Source organism: Streptomyces daliensis, assembly GCF_054782395.1.
On the sequence record NZ_BAAGSO010000034.1, the window covers coordinates 57,655 to 78,577 of the forward strand.

18 protein-coding genes are annotated in these 20,923 nt (G+C 72.5%); 9 read left to right on the forward strand and 9 right to left on the reverse strand.

All coding sequences use genetic code 11. The features are described from left to right. Positions 1-132: 132 nt before the first annotated feature. Positions 133-741: a TetR/AcrR family transcriptional regulator gene (locus tag ACYVOO_RS08310; RefSeq protein WP_461014985.1), complete on the forward strand. Its 609-nt coding sequence runs from the start codon at positions 133-135 to the stop codon at positions 739-741. A 74-nt stretch (positions 742-815) separates the two neighbouring features. Here ACYVOO_RS08310 and ACYVOO_RS08315 read toward each other — a convergent pair whose 3' ends face one another. After that, on the reverse strand, positions 816-1,616 hold the full coding sequence (locus tag ACYVOO_RS08315) for an ArsR/SmtB family transcription factor (protein WP_461014986.1): 801 nt from the start codon (positions 1,614-1,616) through the stop codon (positions 816-818). A gap of 95 nt (positions 1,617-1,711) precedes the next feature. Next, positions 1,712-4,276, reverse strand: a complete 2,565-nt coding sequence (locus ACYVOO_RS08320) for a beta-glucosidase family protein (protein ID WP_461014987.1) — start codon at positions 4,274-4,276, stop codon at positions 1,712-1,714. Positions 4,277-4,439: 163 nt separating this feature from the next. Here ACYVOO_RS08320 and ACYVOO_RS08325 point away from each other — a divergent pair, with 163 nt between their 5' ends. After that, a complete protein-coding gene (locus ACYVOO_RS08325) occupies positions 4,440-5,045 on the forward strand; it encodes a TetR/AcrR family transcriptional regulator (RefSeq protein WP_461014988.1) in 606 nt (201 codons plus the stop codon). A gap of 69 nt (positions 5,046-5,114) precedes the next feature. On the opposite strand, the gene ACYVOO_RS08330 is transcribed toward ACYVOO_RS08325, so the two are convergent. The 3 genes from ACYVOO_RS08330 to ACYVOO_RS08340 form a co-directional block, all read right to left on the reverse strand. Then, positions 5,115-5,549 (reverse strand): STAS domain-containing protein, encoded by a 435-nt coding sequence (locus ACYVOO_RS08330; protein ID WP_453345780.1) that lies wholly within the window; start codon positions 5,547-5,549, stop codon positions 5,115-5,117. Between the two features lie 258 nt (positions 5,550-5,807). Next, positions 5,808-6,974: an NAD(P)/FAD-dependent oxidoreductase gene (locus tag ACYVOO_RS08335; protein WP_461014989.1), complete on the reverse strand. Its 1,167-nt coding sequence runs from the start codon at positions 6,972-6,974 to the stop codon at positions 5,808-5,810. Next, complete coding sequence (locus tag ACYVOO_RS08340) at positions 6,971-7,306, reverse strand: bifunctional 3-phenylpropionate/cinnamic acid dioxygenase ferredoxin subunit (protein WP_461014990.1); 336 nt, start codon at positions 7,304-7,306, stop codon at positions 6,971-6,973. The genes ACYVOO_RS08335 and ACYVOO_RS08340 overlap by 4 nt, the downstream gene beginning before the upstream one ends. Before the next feature lie 152 nt (positions 7,307-7,458). Between ACYVOO_RS08340 and ACYVOO_RS08345 the strand changes: the two genes are divergently transcribed. The 5 genes from ACYVOO_RS08345 to ACYVOO_RS08365 all read left to right on the forward strand — a co-directional run bounded on the left by ACYVOO_RS08345 (position 7,459) and on the right by ACYVOO_RS08365 (position 14,665). Further along, positions 7,459-8,262: an IclR family transcriptional regulator gene (locus tag ACYVOO_RS08345; RefSeq protein WP_453345783.1), complete on the forward strand. Its 804-nt coding sequence runs from the start codon at positions 7,459-7,461 to the stop codon at positions 8,260-8,262. 181 nt (positions 8,263-8,443) lie between these two features. Next, complete coding sequence (locus ACYVOO_RS08350) at positions 8,444-9,529, forward strand: S-(hydroxymethyl)mycothiol dehydrogenase (protein ID WP_461014991.1); 1,086 nt, start codon at positions 8,444-8,446, stop codon at positions 9,527-9,529. A 244-nt stretch (positions 9,530-9,773) separates the two neighbouring features. After that, positions 9,774-12,257: a GcvT family protein gene (locus ACYVOO_RS08355; RefSeq protein WP_461014992.1), complete on the forward strand. Its 2,484-nt coding sequence runs from the start codon at positions 9,774-9,776 to the stop codon at positions 12,255-12,257. Positions 12,258-12,300: 43 nt separating this feature from the next. Next, entirely contained in the window at positions 12,301-13,461 is a 1,161-nt protein-coding gene (solA, locus tag ACYVOO_RS08360; protein ID WP_461014993.1) for an N-methyl-L-tryptophan oxidase, read from the forward strand. 16 nt (positions 13,462-13,477) lie between these two features. Further along, positions 13,478-14,665 carry an aromatic ring-hydroxylating oxygenase subunit alpha gene (locus tag ACYVOO_RS08365; RefSeq protein WP_461014994.1) on the forward strand — a complete coding sequence of 396 codons (1,188 nt, stop codon included), beginning with the start codon at positions 13,478-13,480 and terminating at the stop codon, positions 14,663-14,665. A gap of 16 nt (positions 14,666-14,681) precedes the next feature. Here ACYVOO_RS08365 and ACYVOO_RS08370 read toward each other — a convergent pair whose 3' ends face one another. Together ACYVOO_RS08370 and ACYVOO_RS08375 are read right to left on the reverse strand one after the other, a co-directional pair. Next, a complete protein-coding gene (locus ACYVOO_RS08370; protein ID WP_453345788.1) occupies positions 14,682-15,653 on the reverse strand; it encodes an acyl-ACP desaturase in 972 nt (323 codons plus the stop codon). Between the two features lie 189 nt (positions 15,654-15,842). Then, positions 15,843-16,865, reverse strand: coding sequence for a rod shape-determining protein (locus tag ACYVOO_RS08375; protein WP_453345789.1), 1,023 nt, complete (start codon positions 16,863-16,865; stop codon positions 15,843-15,845). 258 nt (positions 16,866-17,123) lie between these two features. On the opposite strand from ACYVOO_RS08375, the gene ACYVOO_RS08380 reads away from it, so the two are divergent. Next, the gene (locus ACYVOO_RS08380) at positions 17,124-17,507 is read left to right on the forward strand and encodes a PPOX class F420-dependent oxidoreductase (protein ID WP_461014995.1); all 384 of its coding nucleotides are present in this window, start codon (positions 17,124-17,126) and stop codon (positions 17,505-17,507) included. Between the two features lie 246 nt (positions 17,508-17,753). Then, the gene (locus tag ACYVOO_RS08385) at positions 17,754-18,791 is read left to right on the forward strand and encodes a baeRF2 domain-containing protein (protein ID WP_461014996.1); all 1,038 of its coding nucleotides are present in this window, start codon (positions 17,754-17,756) and stop codon (positions 18,789-18,791) included. A gap of 126 nt (positions 18,792-18,917) precedes the next feature. Here ACYVOO_RS08385 and ACYVOO_RS08390 read toward each other — a convergent pair whose 3' ends face one another. Beyond that, the gene (locus ACYVOO_RS08390) at positions 18,918-19,505 is read right to left on the reverse strand and encodes a DsbA family protein (RefSeq protein WP_461014997.1); all 588 of its coding nucleotides are present in this window, start codon (positions 19,503-19,505) and stop codon (positions 18,918-18,920) included. Between the two features lie 97 nt (positions 19,506-19,602). Beyond that, on the reverse strand, positions 19,603-20,916 hold the full coding sequence (locus tag ACYVOO_RS08395; RefSeq protein ID WP_461014998.1) for a hypothetical protein: 1,314 nt from the start codon (positions 20,914-20,916) through the stop codon (positions 19,603-19,605). Between the last annotated feature and the right edge of the window lie 7 nt (positions 20,917-20,923).

The window sequence follows — 20,923 nt, forward strand, 5'->3', positions numbered from 1 at the left end:
GATGCGGACCGCCGGTCCGCTTCACCGAATATACGGACTGCCGGTCCGTTTCGCCAGCCCACCCCTGCGCTGGGCCTGGGTCTCGCCTAGAATGCGGACCAGTAGTCCGTTTGCGCGCCCCAGGAGGAACCCTTGCCCCCCGTACCCCCCGAGCCCCCCGTACGCAAAGAGCGCGCCGACGCCGTGCGGAACCGTGAGGCGGTGCTCGCCGCGGCGGCCCGGCTGTTCGAGGAGCGGGGCGATCCAGGGCGGGTCTCCATGGACGACATCGCCGCCGAGGCGGGCGTCGGCAAGGGCACGCTCTTCCGCCGGTTCGGTGACCGCGTCGGACTGGTCAAGGCGCTGGTCGAGCAGCGTACGGAGGCACTCAGGGGCGCCGTGGCGGAGGGGCCGCCCCCGCTCGGGCCCGGCGCCCCGGCCGAGGAGCGCGTGCTCGCGCTGCTCGACGCGCTGCTGCGGCTCAAGCTGGAGAGCCGCCCGCTGATGCTGGCCCTGGAGAACGCGGGCAGCGGCAGCCCGTACCGGAACGAGGGCTACGCGCTGTGGCACGGCCAGCTCGCCGCGCTGCTGGCCGAGGTGCGCGGCGAACGGGACGCCGAGTTCCTGGCCCACGCCCTCCTGGCCGCCGTACGGAGCGACCTCATCGAGCACGTCAGCGCGGGCGGCGCCGCGCCGGAGCGGATGCGCGACGGGGTCGCGGCGCTCGCCCGCGCCGTGCTGGCGTCGGGGGAGGCGCCGTGACCCCGGCCGGGGCACCCTGACGGCACTCTGACGGGGTGCCGTGACGGGGCGCGCGGCCCCCGGTCAGCCCCCGGTCAGCCGTCCTGCGCGGGCAGCGGTTCGCCCGTCTCCAGCAGCGTCTTGAGGCTGGACAGGATCTCCGGCCACCCCTCGCTCACGCCTTCCAGCATCTCGCTGCCGGGCTCGAAGTCGTCGTGGACCACGGTGAGCCGGACCGACTCGCCCAGCGGCTCGATCTCGAAGGAGACCTTCGAGATCTTCTCCTTGCGCAGCTCGGCCAGCTTCTGCTCGCTCCAGCCGAACATCTCGGCCATCTCGGGCTGGTAGTTGTGCCAGGTGTACGCCAGCTTCCGGTACGGCTCGGACTCCAGGACCACCTGGCCCCAGTCGTGGGACTCGCCGTCGGGGCTCATCTTCCACTTCACCGGTGAGCCGACCTTCCAGTCGGACTCGGGGCCCGTCCCCTCGTAGTACTGACGGATGAACGCCGGGTCGGTGAGCGCCTGCCAGAGCCGCTCGGGGGTGGTTCTGATGACGGTCACGTAGACGAACTCGGGCTTGCTCATGGGTTCCTTCTCCAGCACGTGCTTGAGGTCGGCGAGGGTGCGCAGCCGTTCGCGGCTGTACCGGCCGATCCAGCGGTCGGCGATGTCGTTGATGGGTACCGGGTTGAGGTAGTGCAGCTTCTCCCGGCCGTGGCGTACGACGGTGACCAGACACGCCGTCTCCAGTACGGCGAGGTGCTTGCTCACCGCCTGCCGGGTCATCTCCAGACCCTCGCCCAGCTCGCGCAGGCTCTGCCCGTCACGCTCATGGAGCCTGTCGAGGAGCTGCCTGCGGTGCGCGTCGGCGAGCGCCTTGAATACCTCGTCCATGGTGCCTCCCCGCTCCACAATAGGCAACCTTTTGGTTGCGCGTCCAGCGGAAGGTGCCTCCCCGACGGCTCCACGGCTCCACGGCCCGCCCCGGCTCAGACCTCCCCCGTCACCTCCACCGCCGTGCGCAGCCGCACGTCCTCGACGCTGTGCGCCGCCTCCGCCGTGTACGGGCCGGGCACCAGCCGCCAGCCACCCGCCGACTCGTCCCAGACCTCGGCGGCGCGGCGGGGGAGCGGCACCACGGCCTCGGCGCTCTCGCCCGGCGCGGCCTCCACGGAGGCGAAGCCCGCGAGCCAGCGCGCGGGCCGGTCCGCGCCGCCGTCCTGCCGCTCCGGTGCCAGATAGAGCTGGACGACCTCGCGGCCGTGGCGGTCCCCGGTGTTGCGCAGCCGCACCGTGAGGGTGCCGAGGCGGTCGTCGGCCTGGCCGTCGGCGGGGGTGAAGCGGGCGCTCTCGTACGTCCACTTCGTGTAGCCCGCACCGTGCCCGAACGGGTAGGCGGGCGCGCGGCCGTCGCGCTGCCAGGCGCGGTAGCCGATGAAGACGCCCTCGGCGTACGGGAGTTCACCGTCCTCCGGGACGGTCCCGCTGACGGGCGCGTCCTCAAGTGCCGCGGGCCAGGTGGTGGGGAGGCGCCCGCCGGGCTCGTGGGCGCCCAGCAGCACGTCGGCGAGCGCGGCGCCCGCCTGCTGCCCCGGGAACCAGGTGAGCAGCAGCGCCGCCGTCTCGTCGCGCCAGGGAAGCTGGACGGGCGAACCGGAGTTGACCAGCACCACCGTGCGGGGGTTGGCGGCGGCGACGGCGCGGACGAGGTCGTCCTGCCGGCCCGGAAGGGCGAGGGTGGTGCGGTCGAAGCCCTCGGACTCGACGCGCTCGGTGGTGCCGACCACCACGAGCGCGGTGTCCGCCTCGCGGGCCGCGGCCACGGCCTCCGCGATCAGCTGGTCCGGGTCGCGCCGCGGCCCCAGGTGGGCCAGCGCGAACACGATGGCGCGCAGCGGACCCGTGGCCTCCTTGTCGACGGTGTGGCGCAGGGAGACCTCCACGGGCCGCCCCTCCGTCAGCGTGACGTGGCCGTGCTCGACGGGCGCGTCGAAGATCGCGCCGAACGGGTCGTCAGAGGAGCGTCGGCCGTCGAAGAGCACCGTGCCGTCGACGGTCAGCGTGAAGCCGCCCGTGCCCCGGGTGCCGAAGGAGTGTTCGCCGCTCTCGCGAGGGGTGAAGGTGCCGGTGATCTCGACGGAGTGCAGCGCCTCGTACGTCACGCCAGGAGGCAGGTCGTTCCCGAGCCACTGGACCATGCCGTTCGGCACGGACGCGCTGCCCAGGACCTCCCCCGCCTCGTCGTGGCAGACGGCACGCAGCGTGAAACCGGCGTCGGCGACGGCCAGTTCGTCGCTCGGGTCGGCGCCGACGGCGTAGGTGAGCGCGCCCTCGGGCAGCGCCTCGCGCAGGCCCTCCAGCGGGGAGACGACGTGCTCGGGGAAGACCGTGGCCGAGCCCCCGCCCAGCACGCGCGGCTCGCGGGCCAGGGCGCCGACGAGGGCGATACGGGGTGTGCGCGCGGGGTCCAGCGGGAGCGTGGGGCGTCCGCCGCGCTCCTCGTTGCGCACCAGGACGAAGGAGCGGCGGGCGATCTCGCGGGCCAGCGCGGGCCCGTCGATCCCGGCGGGCGGCGCGGTGACCACGGGCGGGGCGCCGTCGAGGAGGCCGACACGCGCCGCGAGCCGCAGAACGTTGCGCACGGCCGCGTCCACGTGCGCCACCTCGACCTCCCCCGCGCGCACGGCGGCGGCCAGTGCCTCCCCGTACACCGTGCGCGGCCCTGGCATGGCCACGTCCAGGCCGCCCTCGATCGCGCCCTTGGTCGAGCGCGCCGCCATCCAGTCCGAGACGTTGTACCCGTCGAAGCCCCACTCCCCGCGCAGCACACCGTTCACCAGGGGGCCGTGCTCGGTCATGGTGGTGCCGTTGACCGAGTTGTAGGCCGTCATGATCCCCCAGGGGCGCGCCCCCTTGACGATCATCTCGAAGGGCCGCAGATACAGCTCGCGCAGCGCACGGGCGCCGACCACGTTGTCGACGGTGAAGCGGTCGGTCTCCGCGTCGTTGGCGACGAAGTGCTTGACCGTCGTCCCCACGCCGCCTTCCTGCACGCCCTGTACGTAGCCGGTGCCGACGGCGCCGGTGAGGTACGGGTCCTCGCTGTACGCCTCGAAGTGCCGTCCGCCCAGCGGGGAGCGGTGCAGGTTGACCGTCGGGGCCAGCAGCACGTGCACGCCTTTGCGGCGGGCCTCCTGCGCGAGCAGATGCCCCGCGCGGCGCGCCAGTCCGGGGTCCCAGGCCGCCGCGAGGGCTGTCGGCGAGGGCAGCGCCACGGACGGGTCGTCCGCCGTCCAGCGCACACCCCGCACCCCGACGGGCCCGTCCGACATCACCAGCGACGGCAGCCCGATCGCGGGCACGGCGGGCAGCGACCACATGTCCTGGCCCGAGAGCAGCCGCGCCTTCGTGTCCAGGTCGAGCTTGTCCAGCGCGGCCTCGACGACGGCCTCGCGCGCCCACTCGCCCTCGGGCGCGGAACCGCCGTCCCGCGGTGCCGGGCCGCCCTCCGGTGTCCGTCCGCTTCCGCTGCTCCGGGGAACCCCGCCGCCCATGTCCGTACCTCCTCGTCGACTGTCCGCTGCCGCTCCCATGGTGGACCCTGTATCTGTAGAGCAGTAGGTTTTGTTATGTTTTCGTGATGTCGCGGCGTGGCGTACGGTCCTGCCGACGGGGAACCGAGCGGGCCGGGCGGCCACGGAAGGAGCGGGCGGGCAGATGACCAGGGCGAGGAGCCAGGAGCGCAGGGCGGAGATCGTCGGTGCGGCCCTGGAGGTGATCGCCGAGCGGGGCTACCGGGGCGCGTCGCTCGGGGCCGTCGCCGAGCGGGTGGGACTCACCCAGCAGGGGCTGCTGCACTACTTCCCCACCAAGGAGGAGCTTCTCGTGGCCGTGCTGGAGGAGCGCGACCGCTGGGACACCGGCGGCAGCCGCACCGCCGGGGCGCGGCGGCTCGATCTCCTGGGCTCGCTGGTGGAGTACAACGCGATGCGCCCCGCCATCGTGCGGACCTTCTCGGCGCTGCTCGGCGAGAGCGTCACCGAGGACCACCCCGCGCGCGACTTCTTCACCCGCCGCTACACCCAGGTGCGGGGCGACATGGCGGCGCTGCTGCGGGCCGAACTCGGCGGGACACTGCCCGGCGGACTCACCCCGGCCCAGGCCGCGCCCCTGCTGGTGGCCGTCATGGACGGGTTGCAGTACCAGTGGCTGCTGGACCCGGAGGCAGTGGACATGCCTGCCGTCTTCCGCGCCTTCCTCGCGCTGCTGGGGTACGGCGCCCCGGTGGACGACGGGGGCGGCGCGACGCGTTCCTCCCGCTGACGTTCCTCCTGCTGACGTTCTTCTCGCTGACGGGCAACCGGACGCCCGGCGCGGGGTTCTGACACATCGTCAACTACCGCTGTCCTGCTCGCCGGACGGCGCGGCGGTGGCGTCCGCCGTCGGCGGCCACACGGGGCGCGAGGACTCGGGGACGGTCTCCAGCGCGTGCCGCACCGTCAGGAAGGAGGGGAACAGATCGGTGCTGCCGGTCTGCGCCAGCAGCGCGGTCAGCCGCCGCCCCACATGGACGAGGAGCAGCGCACCGGGCCGCCGGTGCAGCAACCACCGCAGCGCGAGCAGGCAGTTGAGCCCACGCGAGTCGCAGAAGACCAGTGCCGTCACATCCAGGACGAGATAGCGGTAGCCCGCGTCCACGGCATCACCGAGAGCGGCCATGAACGACAGCTCCGAGGCGTAGTCGAGATCCCCGCTGACCCGCAGGACAGCACAACTGTCACTGTGCGCGAGGGTGGTGATGACCAAGTGGCCCGTGCCCGGGGGCATGACATCTCCGTCCGGCCCGAACGTGGATTCCGTCCTGTCCCCGGCGACGGCACATGTCGCAGACGGGAACAGATAACCGCGTTCCCCTTTCCCGCGCGGGTGAATCCACCGTGCGACAAGGAGGGACGTGCGGATACGGAAGTGTGTGATGAGCCGGGACGGAGGATGTCCGAGGTCCGTACCTTGCGGGTGCTCAAGGGTGTTCAGCGGGCGCTTACGGGGGTCCATGGGCGCACCTCACGGGGCGCCGGTGCGGGCTCAGAGTGCCACCGGCTGCGACGCGCGGGACATTTCGCGGCGCATACGGGCGAAGGGCCGGGGGCGGTTGAAGGCGAGGACGGCGGTGGTACGGCCCTCGTTCTCGTAGACGGCGAGGAAGCTGCGGTCGTCGGACGAGCCCTCCGCGACCCTGACCGTGTCCCCCTCCCCCCGGCGCCCCGCGAACTGGACGCGCACGCCGTACTGGTCGGACCAGAAGTACGGCAGCGCGCGGTGCTCCGCCACGGTCTCCCCGGCGAGGAGGTTGCGGACGGCGGTCGCGGGCTGCTGGGTGGCGCTCGTCCAGTGCTCGGAGCGGTGGTCGCCGCAGCGGGCCACGTCCCCGACGGCCACGACCCCCGGCATCCCGGTGGCACCGCCCGCGTCGCACACCACACCGTCCCGCAGCGCGAGCCCCGAACCCTCCAGCCAGCCGGTGTTCGGCCGGACGCCGATGCCCGCGACGACCACGTCGGCGGGGCGCACGCGGCCGTCCTGGAGCTCCACGCCGCCCACGCGCCCGTCGGCGCCCCCGCGCAGCGCGGCGACCCCCGTGCCGCACAGCAGGGTGACGCCATGGTCCTTGTGCAGCGTCGCGCAGGCGCGGGCCATCTCCTCGCCGAGCTGCGGCACGAGGGGGAGCGGGGCCGCCTCGATGACGGTGACCTCGTGGCCCATCGTGGCGCAGGACGAGGCGACCTCGGCGCCGATGAAGCCGCCGCCGATCACCACCACACGGGCCCGGCCCCGGCGCAGGTCCGCGCGCAGCGCCTGCGCGTCGTCGACGGTGCGCAGAGTGTGCACGCCCGGCATGTCGCCGCCGGGCATCCGGCGCGCCGCGGCGCCCGTCGCGATCACCAGGCCCTCCGTCGACAGGCTGCGGCCGTCCTCAAGACGGACGGCCCGCTCCCACGGATCGAGCCCCGAGGCGCGCGCCCCGAGCAGCCACTCGGCCTCCAGATCCGTCTCGTCGCCGTCATCGGTCAGCGTCAACTGTTCCCGGGTGACGGCTCCGGTGAGGAACTGCTTGGAGAGTGGAGGGCGGTCGTAGGGCCTGTGGCGTTCCTCGCCGACGATCACCAGCCTTCCGTCGAAGCCCTGGGCGCGCAGTTCCCGCGCGGCGTAGAGACCGGCGAGCGACGCTCCGACAACCGTGATGGTCTTCATGCCGCGCTTCCTTCCTGGGGGCTGATCGCCTCAGCCGCTTCGTGGACGTAGACCGTGCCGTTCTCGACGGTCACGGGGTGCGTGCGGACGGCCTTGCGGGCCGGGAGACAGGTCGGGGTGCCCGTACGGAGGTCGAATGAAGCCTCATGGAGCGGGCATTCGATCAGACAGCCCTCCAGCCATCCCTCGGAGAGGGAGGCGTCCTGGTGGGTGCAGGTGTCATCGATGGCGTACAGCCGCCCCTCGGAATGGAAGACGGCTATCGGCGGCTGGGTGGCGACACGGATGGACTCGCCCTCGGGCAGGTCTTCGAGGCGACAGACGGGAATCACTGGGTCCCCCTCGTACTCTTCGGTATCATCGCGTTTCGTATCGTGCACTGCGAAGCGCGATGCGCAACAGAATCCAAGCCGTGGGCGCACACGTCAAGGGATTCCTGGCAAAGTGCGTGCCAACCGGCGCTACAGGCGGTGGAGTTGAGCAGATGACGGACAAGTCGGAGGACAGGAACGAGGAGAAGTCGACGAAGGGATCCACCGGAGGAGTGCAGTCCGTTGACCGGGCGGTGAGCGTGCTGGAGATCCTCGCGCAGCACGGCGAGGCCGGGGTCACAGAGATCGCCGAAGAGCTGAACGTCCACAAGTCGACCGCCTTCCGGCTCCTCGGAGTGCTGGAGAACCGGGGGCTGGTCGCCCAGGAGCAGGAGCGCGGAAAGTACTACCTCGGTGCGGGGGTGCTGCGCCTGGCGGGCGCCGCCGCCGCACGTCTCGACATCTCCCAGGAGGGCGCCCCGGTCTGCCGGGACCTCGCGGGTGAGGTGGGCGAGACGGCGAACATCGCGGTGCTCGACGACGACGCCGCGGTCAACATCATGCAGGCGCGCGGCTCCTCGTCGGTCACCGCGCAGAACTGGCTCGGGCGGCGCACCCCGCTGCACGCCACCTCCAGCGGCAAGACCCTGCTGGCGCACCAGCCCAAGTCGGTGCGGGAGAGCGTGCTGTCGCGGAAGCTGCCCCGCATCACCGAGCGCACGGTGACCGTCGCGGGCGAACTGCGCTCGCAGCTCGAAGCGGTGAAGGAGAACGGGTTCGCCGTCGCCATCGACGAGCTGGAGATCGGGCTGCACGCGGTCGCAGCGCCGGTGCGCGCGCACGACGGGGACGTGATCGGCGCGATCAGCGTCTCGGGGCCCTCGTACAGACTGGCCGACGAGAATCTCCAGGAGGTGGTCAAGTGCACCATGGCTGCCGCCCAGGAGCTCTCGCGCCGCATGGGTTACCGGTACTGACGAGCACTGACGAAGCGTCACCAACGGATGAACGGGGCCGGGTCACCGGCCCCGTTCCGCTGTGTGCAGGCCATTTACTGACGCTCACCGACGGGGGGTTGACGCTGCCCTCCCGCCGTTCCCAAGATGTCGCTCATAGCGCAACTGGTCGTGCAGTACGCAACAGCTTGAGGGAGCGGTCATGCCGCACGAGGTACGTGCTGTCGTCGCGAGGAAGCGGGGCGCGCCGGTTGAGGTGCAGCCCGTCAACGTGCCCGACCCCGGCCGGGGAGAGGCGCTGATTTCCGTCCAGGCATGCGGTGTTTGCCATACTGACCTGCACTATCGCGAAGGAGCGATCAACGACGAGTTTCCCTTCCTGCTCGGACACGAGGCGGCGGGCGTCGTCGAGGAGGTCGGTGACGGAGTCACCGACCTGCTGCCAGGCGACTATGTGGTGATCGCCTGGCGTGCGCCATGCGGATCCTGCCGTTCCTGCCGCCGCGGACGCCCGTGGTACTGCTTCGCATCCCGTAACGCGGCGCAGCCCATGACGCTGCTGGACGGCACCCCGCTGAGCCCGGCCCTGGGCATCGGCGCCTTCGCCGAGAAGACGCTCGTGGCGGCGGCGCAGGCCGTCAAGGTCGATCCCGCCGCGCGCCCGGAGGTGGCCGGACTGGTCGGCTGCGGGGTGATGGCCGGATACGGCGCCGCCGTCAACACGGGCGGGGTCACCAGCGGCGACACCGTCGCCGTCATCGGCTGCGGCGGGGTCGGCAACGCCGCCGTCGCCGGAGCCTCGCTGGCCGGGGCGCGCCGGGTGATCGCCGTGGACATCGACTCGGCCAAGCTCGACGGCGCCACCCGGTTCGGCGCCACCCACGTCGTCAACTCCCGCTGGGCCGACCCCGTCGAGACCGTGCGGCAGCTCACCGGGGGACACGGCGCCGACGTCGTCATCGACGCCGTCGGGCGCCCCGAGACCTACCAGCAGGCTTTCGCCATGCGCGACCTGGCCGGAACGCTCGTCCTGGTCGGCGTCCCCGACCCCGAGACGACCATCGACCTGCCGCTGATCGACGTGTTCTCGCACGGCGGCGCGCTCAAGTCGTCCTGGTACGGCGACTGCCTCCCCAGCCGTGACTTCCCCATCCTCATCGACCTGCATCTGAGCGGAAAGCTCGACCTCAAGGGCTTCGTCACCGAGAAGATCGGCCTGGACGAGGTGGAGGAGGCGTTCGACCGGATGCGCCGTAGCGAGGTGCTCCGCTCGGTGGTCGTCATCTGACACCCCGGGCCCGAAGGCCCCCGCAACCCCCCACCGGCACCACCCCGCACGTCAACGGGCCCGCGCACCGGCGCCTCCCGGTCACGGGCCCCCGCCTCCGCCGTCCCCAGCCTCCGCTGCCCCCTGCCCGGTTGCCCCGGTCCCCGGCGCGCCCGGCCCGCACCTCGCGCACCGCACCTCGCGCACCGCGCCCCCTCACATCGCACCCCACACCGTCCAGCCCCCAGCTCGCAGGAGGAGGGACATGTCCCGCATGTCCGAGCACAACGCACGGGTGGTCATCATCGGCGCCGGAATCGTCGGCTGTTCGCTGGCCGACGAACTCACGGCACGCGGCTGGAGCGACGTCACGGTCCTCGAACAGGGCCCGCTGCCCGCGCCAGGCGGATCCACCTCGCACGCACCCGGCCTCGTCTACCGGACGGGCCCATCCAAGACCATGACCGAGTTCGCCTCCTACACCGTGCGCAAGTTCGGCTCCCTCACCGTCGACGGCACACCCTGCTTCAACCCCGTCGGCGGCCTCGAACTGGCCACCACCGAGGAACGCTGGGCTGATCTGCACCGCAAGGCCGGGCTCGCCGCGTCCTGGGGCGTACGGGGTGAGCTGATCACCCCTCAGGAGTGCGCCAAGCTGTGGCCGATGCTGGACGTGGACCAGGTGCTCGGCGGCTTCCACACCCCCGGGGACGGGCAGGCCCGCGCCGTGCTCGCCTGCCGTGCCCAGATCGCGCGCGCCGAGCGGCGCGGCGCCCGCTTCCTGGAGCGGCACACCGTGACCGGTGTCGAGCGCGAGGGCGGCCGGGTCACCGGAGTCGTCACCGACCGCGGCACCTTCTCCGCGGACCACGTCGTCTCGGCGGCCGGTTTCTGGGGCCCCGTCATCGGGGCCATGGCCGGGGTGGACGTCCCGCTGCTGCCCCTCGCCCACCAGTACGCGACCACCGCGCCGATGCCCCAGCTCGCGGGCGACGGACTCGGCGGCGACGGAGTGGCACGCGCCGAGGCCGTACGCCCCATCCTGCGCTTCCAGGACCGCGACCTGTACTTCCGCGAGCACCTGGCGGACGGGGCGGGCCGCATCGGCATCGGCTCGTACGCACACCGGCCGCTCCCCGTGGACCCGTACGAGGTGCCCGCCTACGACGAGGCACCCGTCATGCCCTCCTCGCTGCCCTTCACCGAGGAGGACTTCGCGCCCAGCTGGCAGGACGCCGTCGGCCTGCTGCCCGCACTGGCCGAGAGCGAGGTGGAGGACGGTTTCAACGGCGTCTTCTCCTTCACCCCCGACGGCATGCCCGTGCTCGGCGAGTCCCGCACCGTGCGCGGCTTCTGGCTCGCCGAGGCGGTCTGGGTCACCCACTCGGCCGGGGTCGCCAAAGCCGTGGCCGAGTGGATGACGGACGGGCGCCCCTCGGCCGACGTCCACGAGTGCGACATGCACCGCTTCGAGGACGCGCAGCGCTCACCCGCGTACGTCGCGGAACGCGGCGCGCGCAGCTTCGTCGAGGTCTACGACGTCATCCACCCGCTCCAGCCCCCGGAGCAGCCGCGCCCCCTGCGCACCAGCCCCTTCTACCAGCGGCAACAGGAGCTGGGCGCCTACTTCCTGGAGGCTTCGGGCTGGGAGCGCCCGCACTGGTACGAGGCCAACGCACCCCTCGCTGAAGGGCTCGCCCTGCCGCCGCGCGACGCGTGGTCGGCGCGCCACTGGTCGCCGATCGCGGCGGCCGAGGCACTGGCCACCCGCGAGCGGGTCGCGCTCTACGACATGACCGCGCTGCGCCGGCTGGAGGTCACAGGCCCTGGCGCGCTCGCCTTCCTCCAGCGGATGACCACCAACCAGCTCGCCAAGAAACCGGGAGCCGTCACCTACACGCTGCTGCTGGACGAGGACGGCGGCATCCGCAGCGACCTCACCGTCGCCAGGCTCGCCCCCGACCGCTTCCAGATCGGCGCCAACACCCCCGCCGACACGGACTGGCTGCTGCGGCACGCGCCGCCCGACGTACAGGTCCGCGACATCACCCCGGGCACCTGCTGCGTCGGCGTCTGGGGGCCGCTCGCGCGGGACCTGGTGCAGCCGCTGACCCGCACCGACTTCTCCCACCAGGGCTTCGGCTTCTTCAGGGCCAAGCACGCCTACATCGGCCATGTCCCGGTCACCGCCATGCGGCTGTCCTACGTCGGCGAACTGGGCTGGGAGCTGTACACCACCGCCGACCTCGGGCTGCGGCTGTGGGACACGCTGTGGGAGGCGGGGCAGGAGCACGGCGTCGTCGCCGCAGGGCGCAGCGCCTTCAACAGCCTCCGCCTGGAGAAGGGCTACCGCTCCTGGGGCCACGACATGACCGCCGAACACCACCCGTACGAGGCGGGCGTCGGCTTCGCCGTGCGGCAGGGGAAGGGCGAGTTCACCGGGCGCGCCGCGCTGGAGGGGCTGAGCGAGGAGACCTGCGCGCGCAGGCTGACCTGCCTCACGCTCGACGACCCGGCGGCGGTGGTCATGGGCAAGGAACCGGTCTACGCCGATGGCGTGGCGGCGGGCTACGTCACCAGTGCGGCGTACGGCTACACCGTCGGCCGCTGCGTCGCCTACGCGTGGCTGCCCGCCGCCGCCTCCGTGCCCGGCACCCCCGTGCACATCAACTACTTCGGCGAGAAGGTGCCCGCCACCGTCGCCCAAGAGCCCCTCTACGACCCGGAGATGGCCCGGATCCGCCGCTGAGACACCCCGCCTCACCCCGCGAAACCCCCTCTGGAGGCACCCGATGGCTCCCACCTACGACGTGATCGTCCTCGGCCTCGGCGGTATGGGTTCGGCCGCCGCCTACCACCTCTCCCTCCGCGGCTCCCGCGTCCTGGGCCTGGAGAAGTTCGGGCCCGCGCACAACCGGGGCTCTAGCCACGGCGGTTCGCGCATCACCCGCCAGTCCTACTTCGAGGACCCCGCCTACGTACCGCTGCTGCTGCGCTCCTACGAGCTGTACGACAAGCTCGCGCACGACTCGGGCCGCCGCATCACCGAGCTGTGCGGCGGCGTCATGATCGGCCGCCCCGAGTCCCGCACCGTCTCCGGCTCCCTGCGCTCGGCGCGGCAGTGGGACCTGCCCCACGAGATGCTCGACGCGCGCGAGATCCGCCGCCGCTTCCCCACCCTGACGCCCGAGGACGACGAGGTGGCGCTGTACGAGGAGCGCGCGGGCTTCGTACGCCCCGAGTTCACCGTCGCGGCCCACATCCAGTTGGCCCAGCAGGCGGGCGCTGAGCTGCGCTTCGAGGAACCCGTCGTGCGCTGGGAGGAGCTGCCCGGCGGCCGGGGCGTGCGCGTCCACACGGCCGAGGACACCTACACCGCGGGCCACCTCGTGGTCTGCCCCGGCGCGTGGGCGCCCCGGCTGCTCACGGACATGGGCGTCCCGTTCACCGTCGAGCGGCAGATCATGTACTGGTTCCGGCCCCGAGAAGGGACCCGTCCCTTCGAGAGCGCGCGGCACCCCGTCTACATCTGGGAGGACGCCGAAGGCACCCAGATCTACGGCTTCCCCGCCATCGACGGGCCCGATGGGGGCGCGAAGGTCGCCTTCTTCCGCAGGGGCACCGTCTGCACCCCCGAGACCATCGACCGCACGGTCCACGACCACGAGACCGAGGCCATGCGACGGCACCTCGCCGACCGCATCCCCGACCTCCCCGGCACCTGCCTGAAGGCCGTGACCTGCATGTATACGACCACGGCCGACGAGCACTTCGTCATGGCACGCCACCCCGCGCACCCCGGCACCGTCACCGTCGCCTGCGGCTTCTCAGGGCACGGCTTCAAGTTCGTGCCCGTCGTCGGCGAGATCGTGGCCGACCTGGCGCTCGACGGTGAGACCGCGCACCCCATCGACCTGTTCGACCCCCGCCGCCTGAGCGCGGCGGCCGTCTGAGGAGACCGAGGCCCCCATGACCACCGTTCCACTGGCCGGCACCGGCACCGGCACCGGCACCGGCACCGGCGGCCCGGAGCAGGACGAGGACGCCGCGCCCAGCCTGCTCCCCACCCTCCCCGGCCGCGCCTACACCGACCCTGAGATCTTCCGCGCCGAACAGGAGCGGATCTTCGAGTCCCTGTGGTTCTGCGCCGTACGCGCCGGTGACCTCGACCGCCCCGGCGCCTTCCGCACCGTCCAGATCGGCCGCGAGAACGTCCTGGTGACCCGCAACAGGCGCGGCGGGATCCGGGCCTTCCTCAACGTGTGCAGGCACCGCGGCGCCCGCCTGTGCACCCAGGAGTCGGGGGAGGTGCGGCGCAACCTCCAATGCCCCTACCACGCCTGGACCTACGACCTGGACGGCAAACTCATCGCCGCGCCCAACCTCACCAGCATGCCCGACGTCGACCGCGGCGCGTACGGACTGCGCGGCCTCCACGTGCGCGAATGGCTCGGCTACGTGTGGGTGTGCGTGGCCGAGGAGCCGCCCTCCTTCGAGGAGACGGTGCTGCGCGACGTCGCCGAACGGCTCGGCGACGCCGGGGTGATCGGCCACTACCGGCCGGAGCAACTGGCCCTGGGCAGGCGCGTCACCTACGACGTGCGGGCCAACTGGAAACTCATCATCGAGAACTTCATGGAGTGCTACCACTGCGCCACCATCCACCCCGAACTCACCGAGGTGCTGCCGGAGTTCGCAGACGGGTTCGCGGCGCAGTTCTACGTGGGCCACGGGCCTGAGTTCGCCGAGAGCGCCGAGGGCTTCACGGTGGACGGCGGCGCGGGCTTCGGGCGCCTCCCCGAGGTGCCCGAAGCGCACGACCGCCGCTACTACGCGATCACCGTGCGGCCCCAGGTCTTCGTCAACCTCGTCCCCGACCATGTGATCCTGCACCGGATGTTCCCGCTCTCGCACGAGCGGACGGTGGTGGAGTGCGACTGGCTCTACGCGCCCGAGGTCGTCGCCTCCGGCGCCGACCTCTCCCGCTCCGTCGAACTCTTCCACCGCGTCAACACGCAGGACTTCGAGGCGTGCGAGCGCACCCAGCCCGCCATGGACTCGCGTGTCTACGGCGACGGCGGGGTGCTCGTCCCCAGCGAGCACCACATCGGCGAGTTCCACGCGTGGGTCACCGGCAGGCTGGACACACCGCCCTGACCGCCCTCTGACCGGCTCACGCCTCCGCGCGCGCCGCCTTCCTGGCGTTGCGCGCGGCGAGCCGCTCGTCGAACTTGCGGGCCTCGCCGTCCAGTCCGGACATGTACAGCCCCAGCTCCTCCTGGGCCTTCAGACCCTCGGGGCCCAGCCCGTCGATCTGGAGGACCTTGAGGAAGCGGAGGACGGGCTGGATGACGTCGTCGTGGTGGATGCGCAGGTTGTAGATGCCGCCTATGGCCATGCGGGCCGCCGCGCGCTCGAAGCCGGGCATGCCGTGTCCCGGCATCCGGAAGTTGACGACCACATCGCGCACCGCCTGCATCGTCAGATCGGGCGCGATCTCGAAGGCCGCGCCCAGCAGGTTGCGGTAGAAGATCATGTGCAGGTTCTCGTCCGTGGCGATGCGGGCGAGCATGCGGTCGCAGACCGGGTCACCCGACTGGTGGCCCGTGTTGCGGTGCGAGATGCGGGTGGCCAGTTCCTGGAAGGCGACGTAGGCGACCGAGTGCAGCATGCTGTGCCGGTTGTCGGACTCGAAGCCCTCCGACATGTGCGCCATGCGGAAGTTCTCCAGCTCGACGGGGTCCACGGCGCGCGAGGCCAGCAGATAGTCGCGCATCACGATGCCGTGCCGCCCCTCCTCGGCCGTCCAGCGGTGCACCCAGGTGCCCCAGGCGCCGTCGCGGCCGAAGAGGGTGGCGATCTCGTGGTGGTAGGAGGGGAGGTTGTCCTCGGTGAGCAGGTTGACGACCAGCGCGATACGCCCGACATCGGTGACCTTGGACTGGTCCGGCGCCCACGGCTCCCCGTCGAGCGGGCCGTCGAAGTTGCGGCCGTCGCTCCAGGGAACGTAGGTGTGCGGCATCCAGTCCTTGGCGACCGAAAGGTGCCGGTTCAGCTCCTTCTCCACCACCTCTTCCAGGGCGTACAGCAGGCGGGTGTCCGTCCACTCGTGCGTACCTGCGTGCTGGGTGCTGGAAAGGGTCACGGCGGCTCCTGACGATGGGGGACGGCGGGTTTTCCCGGTGCTTTCCGGGATGCCAATCCTACGGGTCCGTAGGTTACGAGACCGTAAGTTATCCGCGAGGGAAATGGCAAGGCCGACCTTGTCGGGAGCGCTCGATTCAGGGCACCGGGGCCCGGGCGCCCGGTCCGGATACCGAAGTGCGGAGGCCGCTCAGCGGATCGTCACGTCGTCCAGCTCCTCCAGGAGCCAGGGATTCCGCAGCAGGTGCGCGGCGCCGTTGATCGCGGCGACGTCCGGGTTCTCGGCGATGTGCACGGGCAGGCCGACCGCCTTGCGGAACGCCTCTTCGAGGCCGTGCAGCAGCGCGGCGTGCCCCGTCATGACGAGCCCGGAGTCGCAGATGTCGTCGATGATCTCGATCGGCGCCCGCTCCAGGGTCGCCGAGACCGTCTTGGCGAGGGTCCCCAGGTGGTGTTCCACGATCTCCTGGAGTTCCGCAGGGGGGACGACGAGGCTGCGCGGCACGCCCGTCGCGACGTCGAGCCCCCGGATCTCCAGCCGGCAGCCGGGCGCACCGGCCTCCGCGAGCGCGGTCTTGATCTTCTCGGCCCCGCGGGTGGCCAGCGCGAGGTTGTACTGCTCGCGCAGATGCCGGGCGATCACCCCGTCCAGGCTCTGCCCGCACACGGTGGAGCGGCCCGTGAGCACGACGCCGCCCATGGAGACGATCGTGATGTCCGTACCGCCCGCGCCGATGTCGACGATGAGCGCCCCGCGCGGCTGGTACACGTCGATGCCCAGGCCGATCGCCGCCGCCAGCGGGCGCGGCAGCAGCCTGACCTTCCCCATGCCGACCGCGTGGCAGACCTTGGACAGCGAGCGCACCGCGATCTCGGACGTCTGCGCGGGGGCGCAGACCACCGCCCACTTGCGGTTCCGCGACGGGCCGAACCCGCTCTCGCGCAGCAGCATGCGCAGCAGGCGCGTGGCGTTCTGGTCGTCGGCCACGAGCCCGGCCTGCACCGGGTACAGCACCTTGAGCCGTTCGGGCGTACGGCCCTCCATCCAGCGGGCCTTGTCGCCGACCGCCAGGACCCTGTCGTCCTTCGTGTCCACCGCGAGGGCCGTCGACTGGGTGAACCGCTGCTCGCCGGAGTCGATACGGGTGGTGGCCGTGCCCAGGTCCAGCGCGTAGCCCTGGCCCAGCGACTTCACGTTCACGCGCGTGCTCACGCCGCACTCCTCCCCGTCGTCCACGGCACGGCGGGCCGCCCGGAGCGGGTGCTCCCGGCGGTCGCGGCACACCACGACACCTCGGTCCTCACGGCGCCTCCTCGTATGGGCGGGAGTGGGCGGGCGCCACCGGAACCCGGACCGGTTCCGCACGGCGCCCGTAAGCCGACCATGCGGGCGCCGCGACGGGCCCGCAACCGCACGGAGGGCGGTACGGGGCACCTCCGCACGCCCGGCCGGGGACCGTAGGGTCGGAGCATGACTCCCCGTGACATCGCCGACAGCCGCTACGTCAGCCTCGTGACCCACCGCCGTGACGGCACTCCGGTGGCCACCCCCGTGTGGGCGGTGGAGGACGGCGCCGAACTCCTCGTCTGGACGCGTGCCGACAGCGGCAAGGTCAAGCGCCTGCGCAGGGACGGCCACGTCACCGTGACCCCGTGCGACGCGCGTGGCGGGACGGCCGAGGGTGCGGTGCCGGTGACGGGGCGGGCCCGGCTCATGGACGGGGAAGGGGAGCTGAAGCGGGTGCGGAGGGCGATGGCCCGTAAGTACGGGTGGCAGTTCCGCCTCGTCGACTCGGGCGGCGCGTTGCTGCGCCTCGGGAAGCGCCCGCACATCGGTGTCGCGGTCAGCTTCTGAGGCGTGCCGGCGCGTTCTGACGCGGTTCCGACGTGTTCCGACGTGCGGCCCGGCCGCCGTCCACAGGGCCCGTGGGTGTTACGCGGCGCGCTCGTGAGGTACCCGTGCGCCGTGACCGGGGCAGCCGCCGGACGGGACGGTGGACGCCGTGCCGGAACTGTGGAGTTCCCGGGCGGTACGTACCATCGACCAAGAAAGCGGCAATAACGGTCATTGCGTAATGTTCCGCGTCAATTGAGGTAGGTCATGGAGCTGAACCGACTGAAGTCCGTGTACGCCCACGAAGGGCCTTTCGTGACGGTCTACCTGGAGGGTCGCTCCCCGGGGGAGGACGCCGCGAAGCAGGTACGGCTCCGCTGGCAGGCCCTGCGCTCACGGCTGGAGAACGAGGACGCGGACCCGAAGGCGCTCGACGCGGTGGAGACAGCGCTCGCCGCGAGCGAAGCCGGTGAGGAGCAGGCCAACGGCCGTGTCATCGTCACCTCGGCCGCTGACGGCGTCGTCCTCGACGAGCCCTGGGACGCGGCACTCGGCCGGGGCGACGCGGCCCACTCCGGCGTCCTGCCCGAGCTGGGCCCGTACATCAGGGAGGGCGCCAACGCGGTCAGGGCGCTGCTCGTCATCGCCGGGCAGGAGCACGCCGAGCTGCGCCGTCTGGTGGTCGCCGAGCAGCACGTCCCCGAGGAGCTGTCCCGCGAAGAGGCGCGCGGCAGCGCCGTCGAGGAGCCGAACCACACCCGCGAGGGCGCGCTCTCGCACCGCCGCATCCAGCGCCGCGCCGACGAGGCCGTCAGCCAGAACGCGAAGGACATCGCGGCCAAGGTGGAGCGCGCGGCCTCGGCCTTCCACCCCCGGGTGCTGATCCTCGCCGGTGAGGTGCAGGGCCGCACGGCCGTGCGCGAGGAACTGCCGGGCGAGCTGACGGACATCCTGGCCGAGACCGACCGCGGCGGCAGCGGCGACCGGGGCGCCGAGGAGGCGCTGGCCGACGAGGTGCTGCGGATCGTCGGCGAGAAGAGCGAGGAGTCGGCCCGCCACTGGGTCTCCCAGCTGGAGGAGGGCCTGGCGCACGGCCGGGCCGCCAAGGGTGACCCCGACGTGGTCAAGGCCGCCGAGATGGGCGCGCTGGACACGCTCCTGTTCGAGGACGGCGCCAAGGCCAAGCGGGAGGCGCTCCTGCTCAAGGTCGCGGCCGAGACCAGCGCCTCCTTCGCACTGGTCCCCGAGGGCACGGGGCTCGCCGACGGCGTCGGCGGCCTGCTCCGCTTCCCGCCGGAGGGCTGAGCCACCAGCACAGGCCAGTGCAGGCCAGCGCGGGCCAGCACAGGCCAGCGCGGGCCGGCACAGGTCACCACAGGGCGTCCGCCGGAAATCACCCCCAGGCGGGCGCCCTGCGGCGTGCCGGGGCCCTCAGCGCCCGAGCCCGAGCTGCCACAGGAACTCCTCCGGCGCCACCGCGTGCCCCGTGCTCCCCAGCACCGTCACCGGCGCGCCGTCCAGCAGCACCGTGGGCGTGGCCGTCACCCCGCTGGCCTCGAAGGCGGCGGCGACCCGGTCAGCCCACTCCCGGTAGCGCAACTGGAGCACCGCCTCGTCGAACTCGGCCGAGCGCAGCCCCGCCACCTCCCCGGCCAGCATGAGCAGCGTCTCCGGGGAGGCGAAGCCGTCGAAGTCCTCGGGCGGCTGGTGGGCGAACAGCGTCCGCAGATACGCCAGAAAGGGGACCTGGCCCACGTCGGCTGCGGCCCCGAGCGCGTTGAGCGCGCGGTGCGAGCCGCTGCCGCCGAGCGCGTCGTCGAGGAAGGCCGCGAAGTGGTGGTAGAGCGTGAGGTGCCCGTCGTCGGCCAGCCGCCGCATGGTGTCGCCGAGGGCGACGTCCATCCGCTTGCAGTAGGGGCAGCGCGGATCGGCGTAGACGTGCAGGACGCGCTGTGCCGAGGGCGAGCCGTAGACGACGGTCGTACCGCCCTCGCCGAGGGTGTTCGCGGGACGCATCATGAGCCCACCCTCGGCACCCCCACCCGGCCCGGCAACACCGCCGGACCCATCGGAGCGTCGCCGGCCTCCTCCGGCCCGTCCTTCCGTCCCCGCCCTCTCAGCGCCCGCCGCTCGGCGAGGGCCACAGTGCGGCCGTGACCGCCTGACGCAGGTGGGACATGGCGTGGGCGCACAGCTCGGCCGTGCGCTGGCCGTCCGTCGAGACGGCGCCGAAGAAGAGGCGGCCGTCCTTGCGGATCGCGGTGATCAGCGGGGCCCCCGAGAGGCTGGTGTGGGCGAGGCAGTGCACGGCTTCCAGGCACAGCGGCCCGTAGCGGGAGGGGATGCCGGGGCGCATGGTGCTCAGGGAGAGGTCGAAGCGGGCCTGCTCGGACTCGCTGCGCCACAGCGCCTTGCTCACGGTCGCGCGGGGCAGGAAGGGCAGCAGACGGTAGACCCGGACGAACGGGAGCAGCTCCTCGAGGCGCAGCCGCCGCCGGATGTCGGCGTACGCGTCGCGTGCCGTCTCCCAGTACGTGGACAGGGCGGCACCGTCGACGGTGTTCAGCAGGGTCGTCGCGTACAGGCCCAGGGCCTCGCCAGGGGACGGGCTCAGGGTGCGCCGCAGATCGGCGGGGACGGCGATGGTGGCCGGTGCGGCGCTGCCGAGGTCGGCGAGGGCGCGTGCGAAGGCCGTGTTGAGGGCCGCCTGGAGCGTCGTCCCCTCCGCGCGGCAGCGGGTCACGAGCGCGGATGTCTCCCAGGCCGCCAGCGACCAGGTGCGCGCGGCCAGCTGTCCGCCCGTGCGCGAGGGCCTGCCGCCCTCGCGCATCTGGCGCGCCACCGTACGCAGGTCGGAGAGGCGGGCGCGGGGCCCGGGGAGCAGGTCGTCGGCGGGCGGGGCGACGAGGGGGCGCACCACGGGCAGGGGCTCGGGGGCCGTGAGGTAGCGCAGGATGTCGCGCAGGACGAAGCAGGCGGACAGGCCGTCGGCGACGAGGTGGTGGTAGATCGCGACGAGGTCGAACGCGTCGCCGTGGTCCACCATCACGAACCGCGCCAGCGGGCCCGCCTCGGTGTCGAAACGGCGCTGAAGCTCCTCCTCCAGCACCCGCGTCCAGCCCTCCGCACCTCCCGCGCCCTGCGCGCCCTCGTCGCCGTCCGCGCTCGCACCCCGCGACCCGGCCGTCGCACGGACGACGCGCAGTTGGGGCTCCGGCGTGCCCCGCGTGGTCAGCCACGCCTGCCAGCGGCCCGGATCCCCGATCCGGGCCCCCAGCAGCGGATGCCGCCGGCGGGCGGCGGACAGAGCCTCGCACAGCAGATTGGGCGTCGTGCGCCCCCGGATCCGCGCGACCAGCGCGAAGTTGACGGGAAGCGCCTCGCCCGCCGCCCACACGAACCGCTCGGTCGGCGAGAGCCGTCGGCGCATGGCGGCG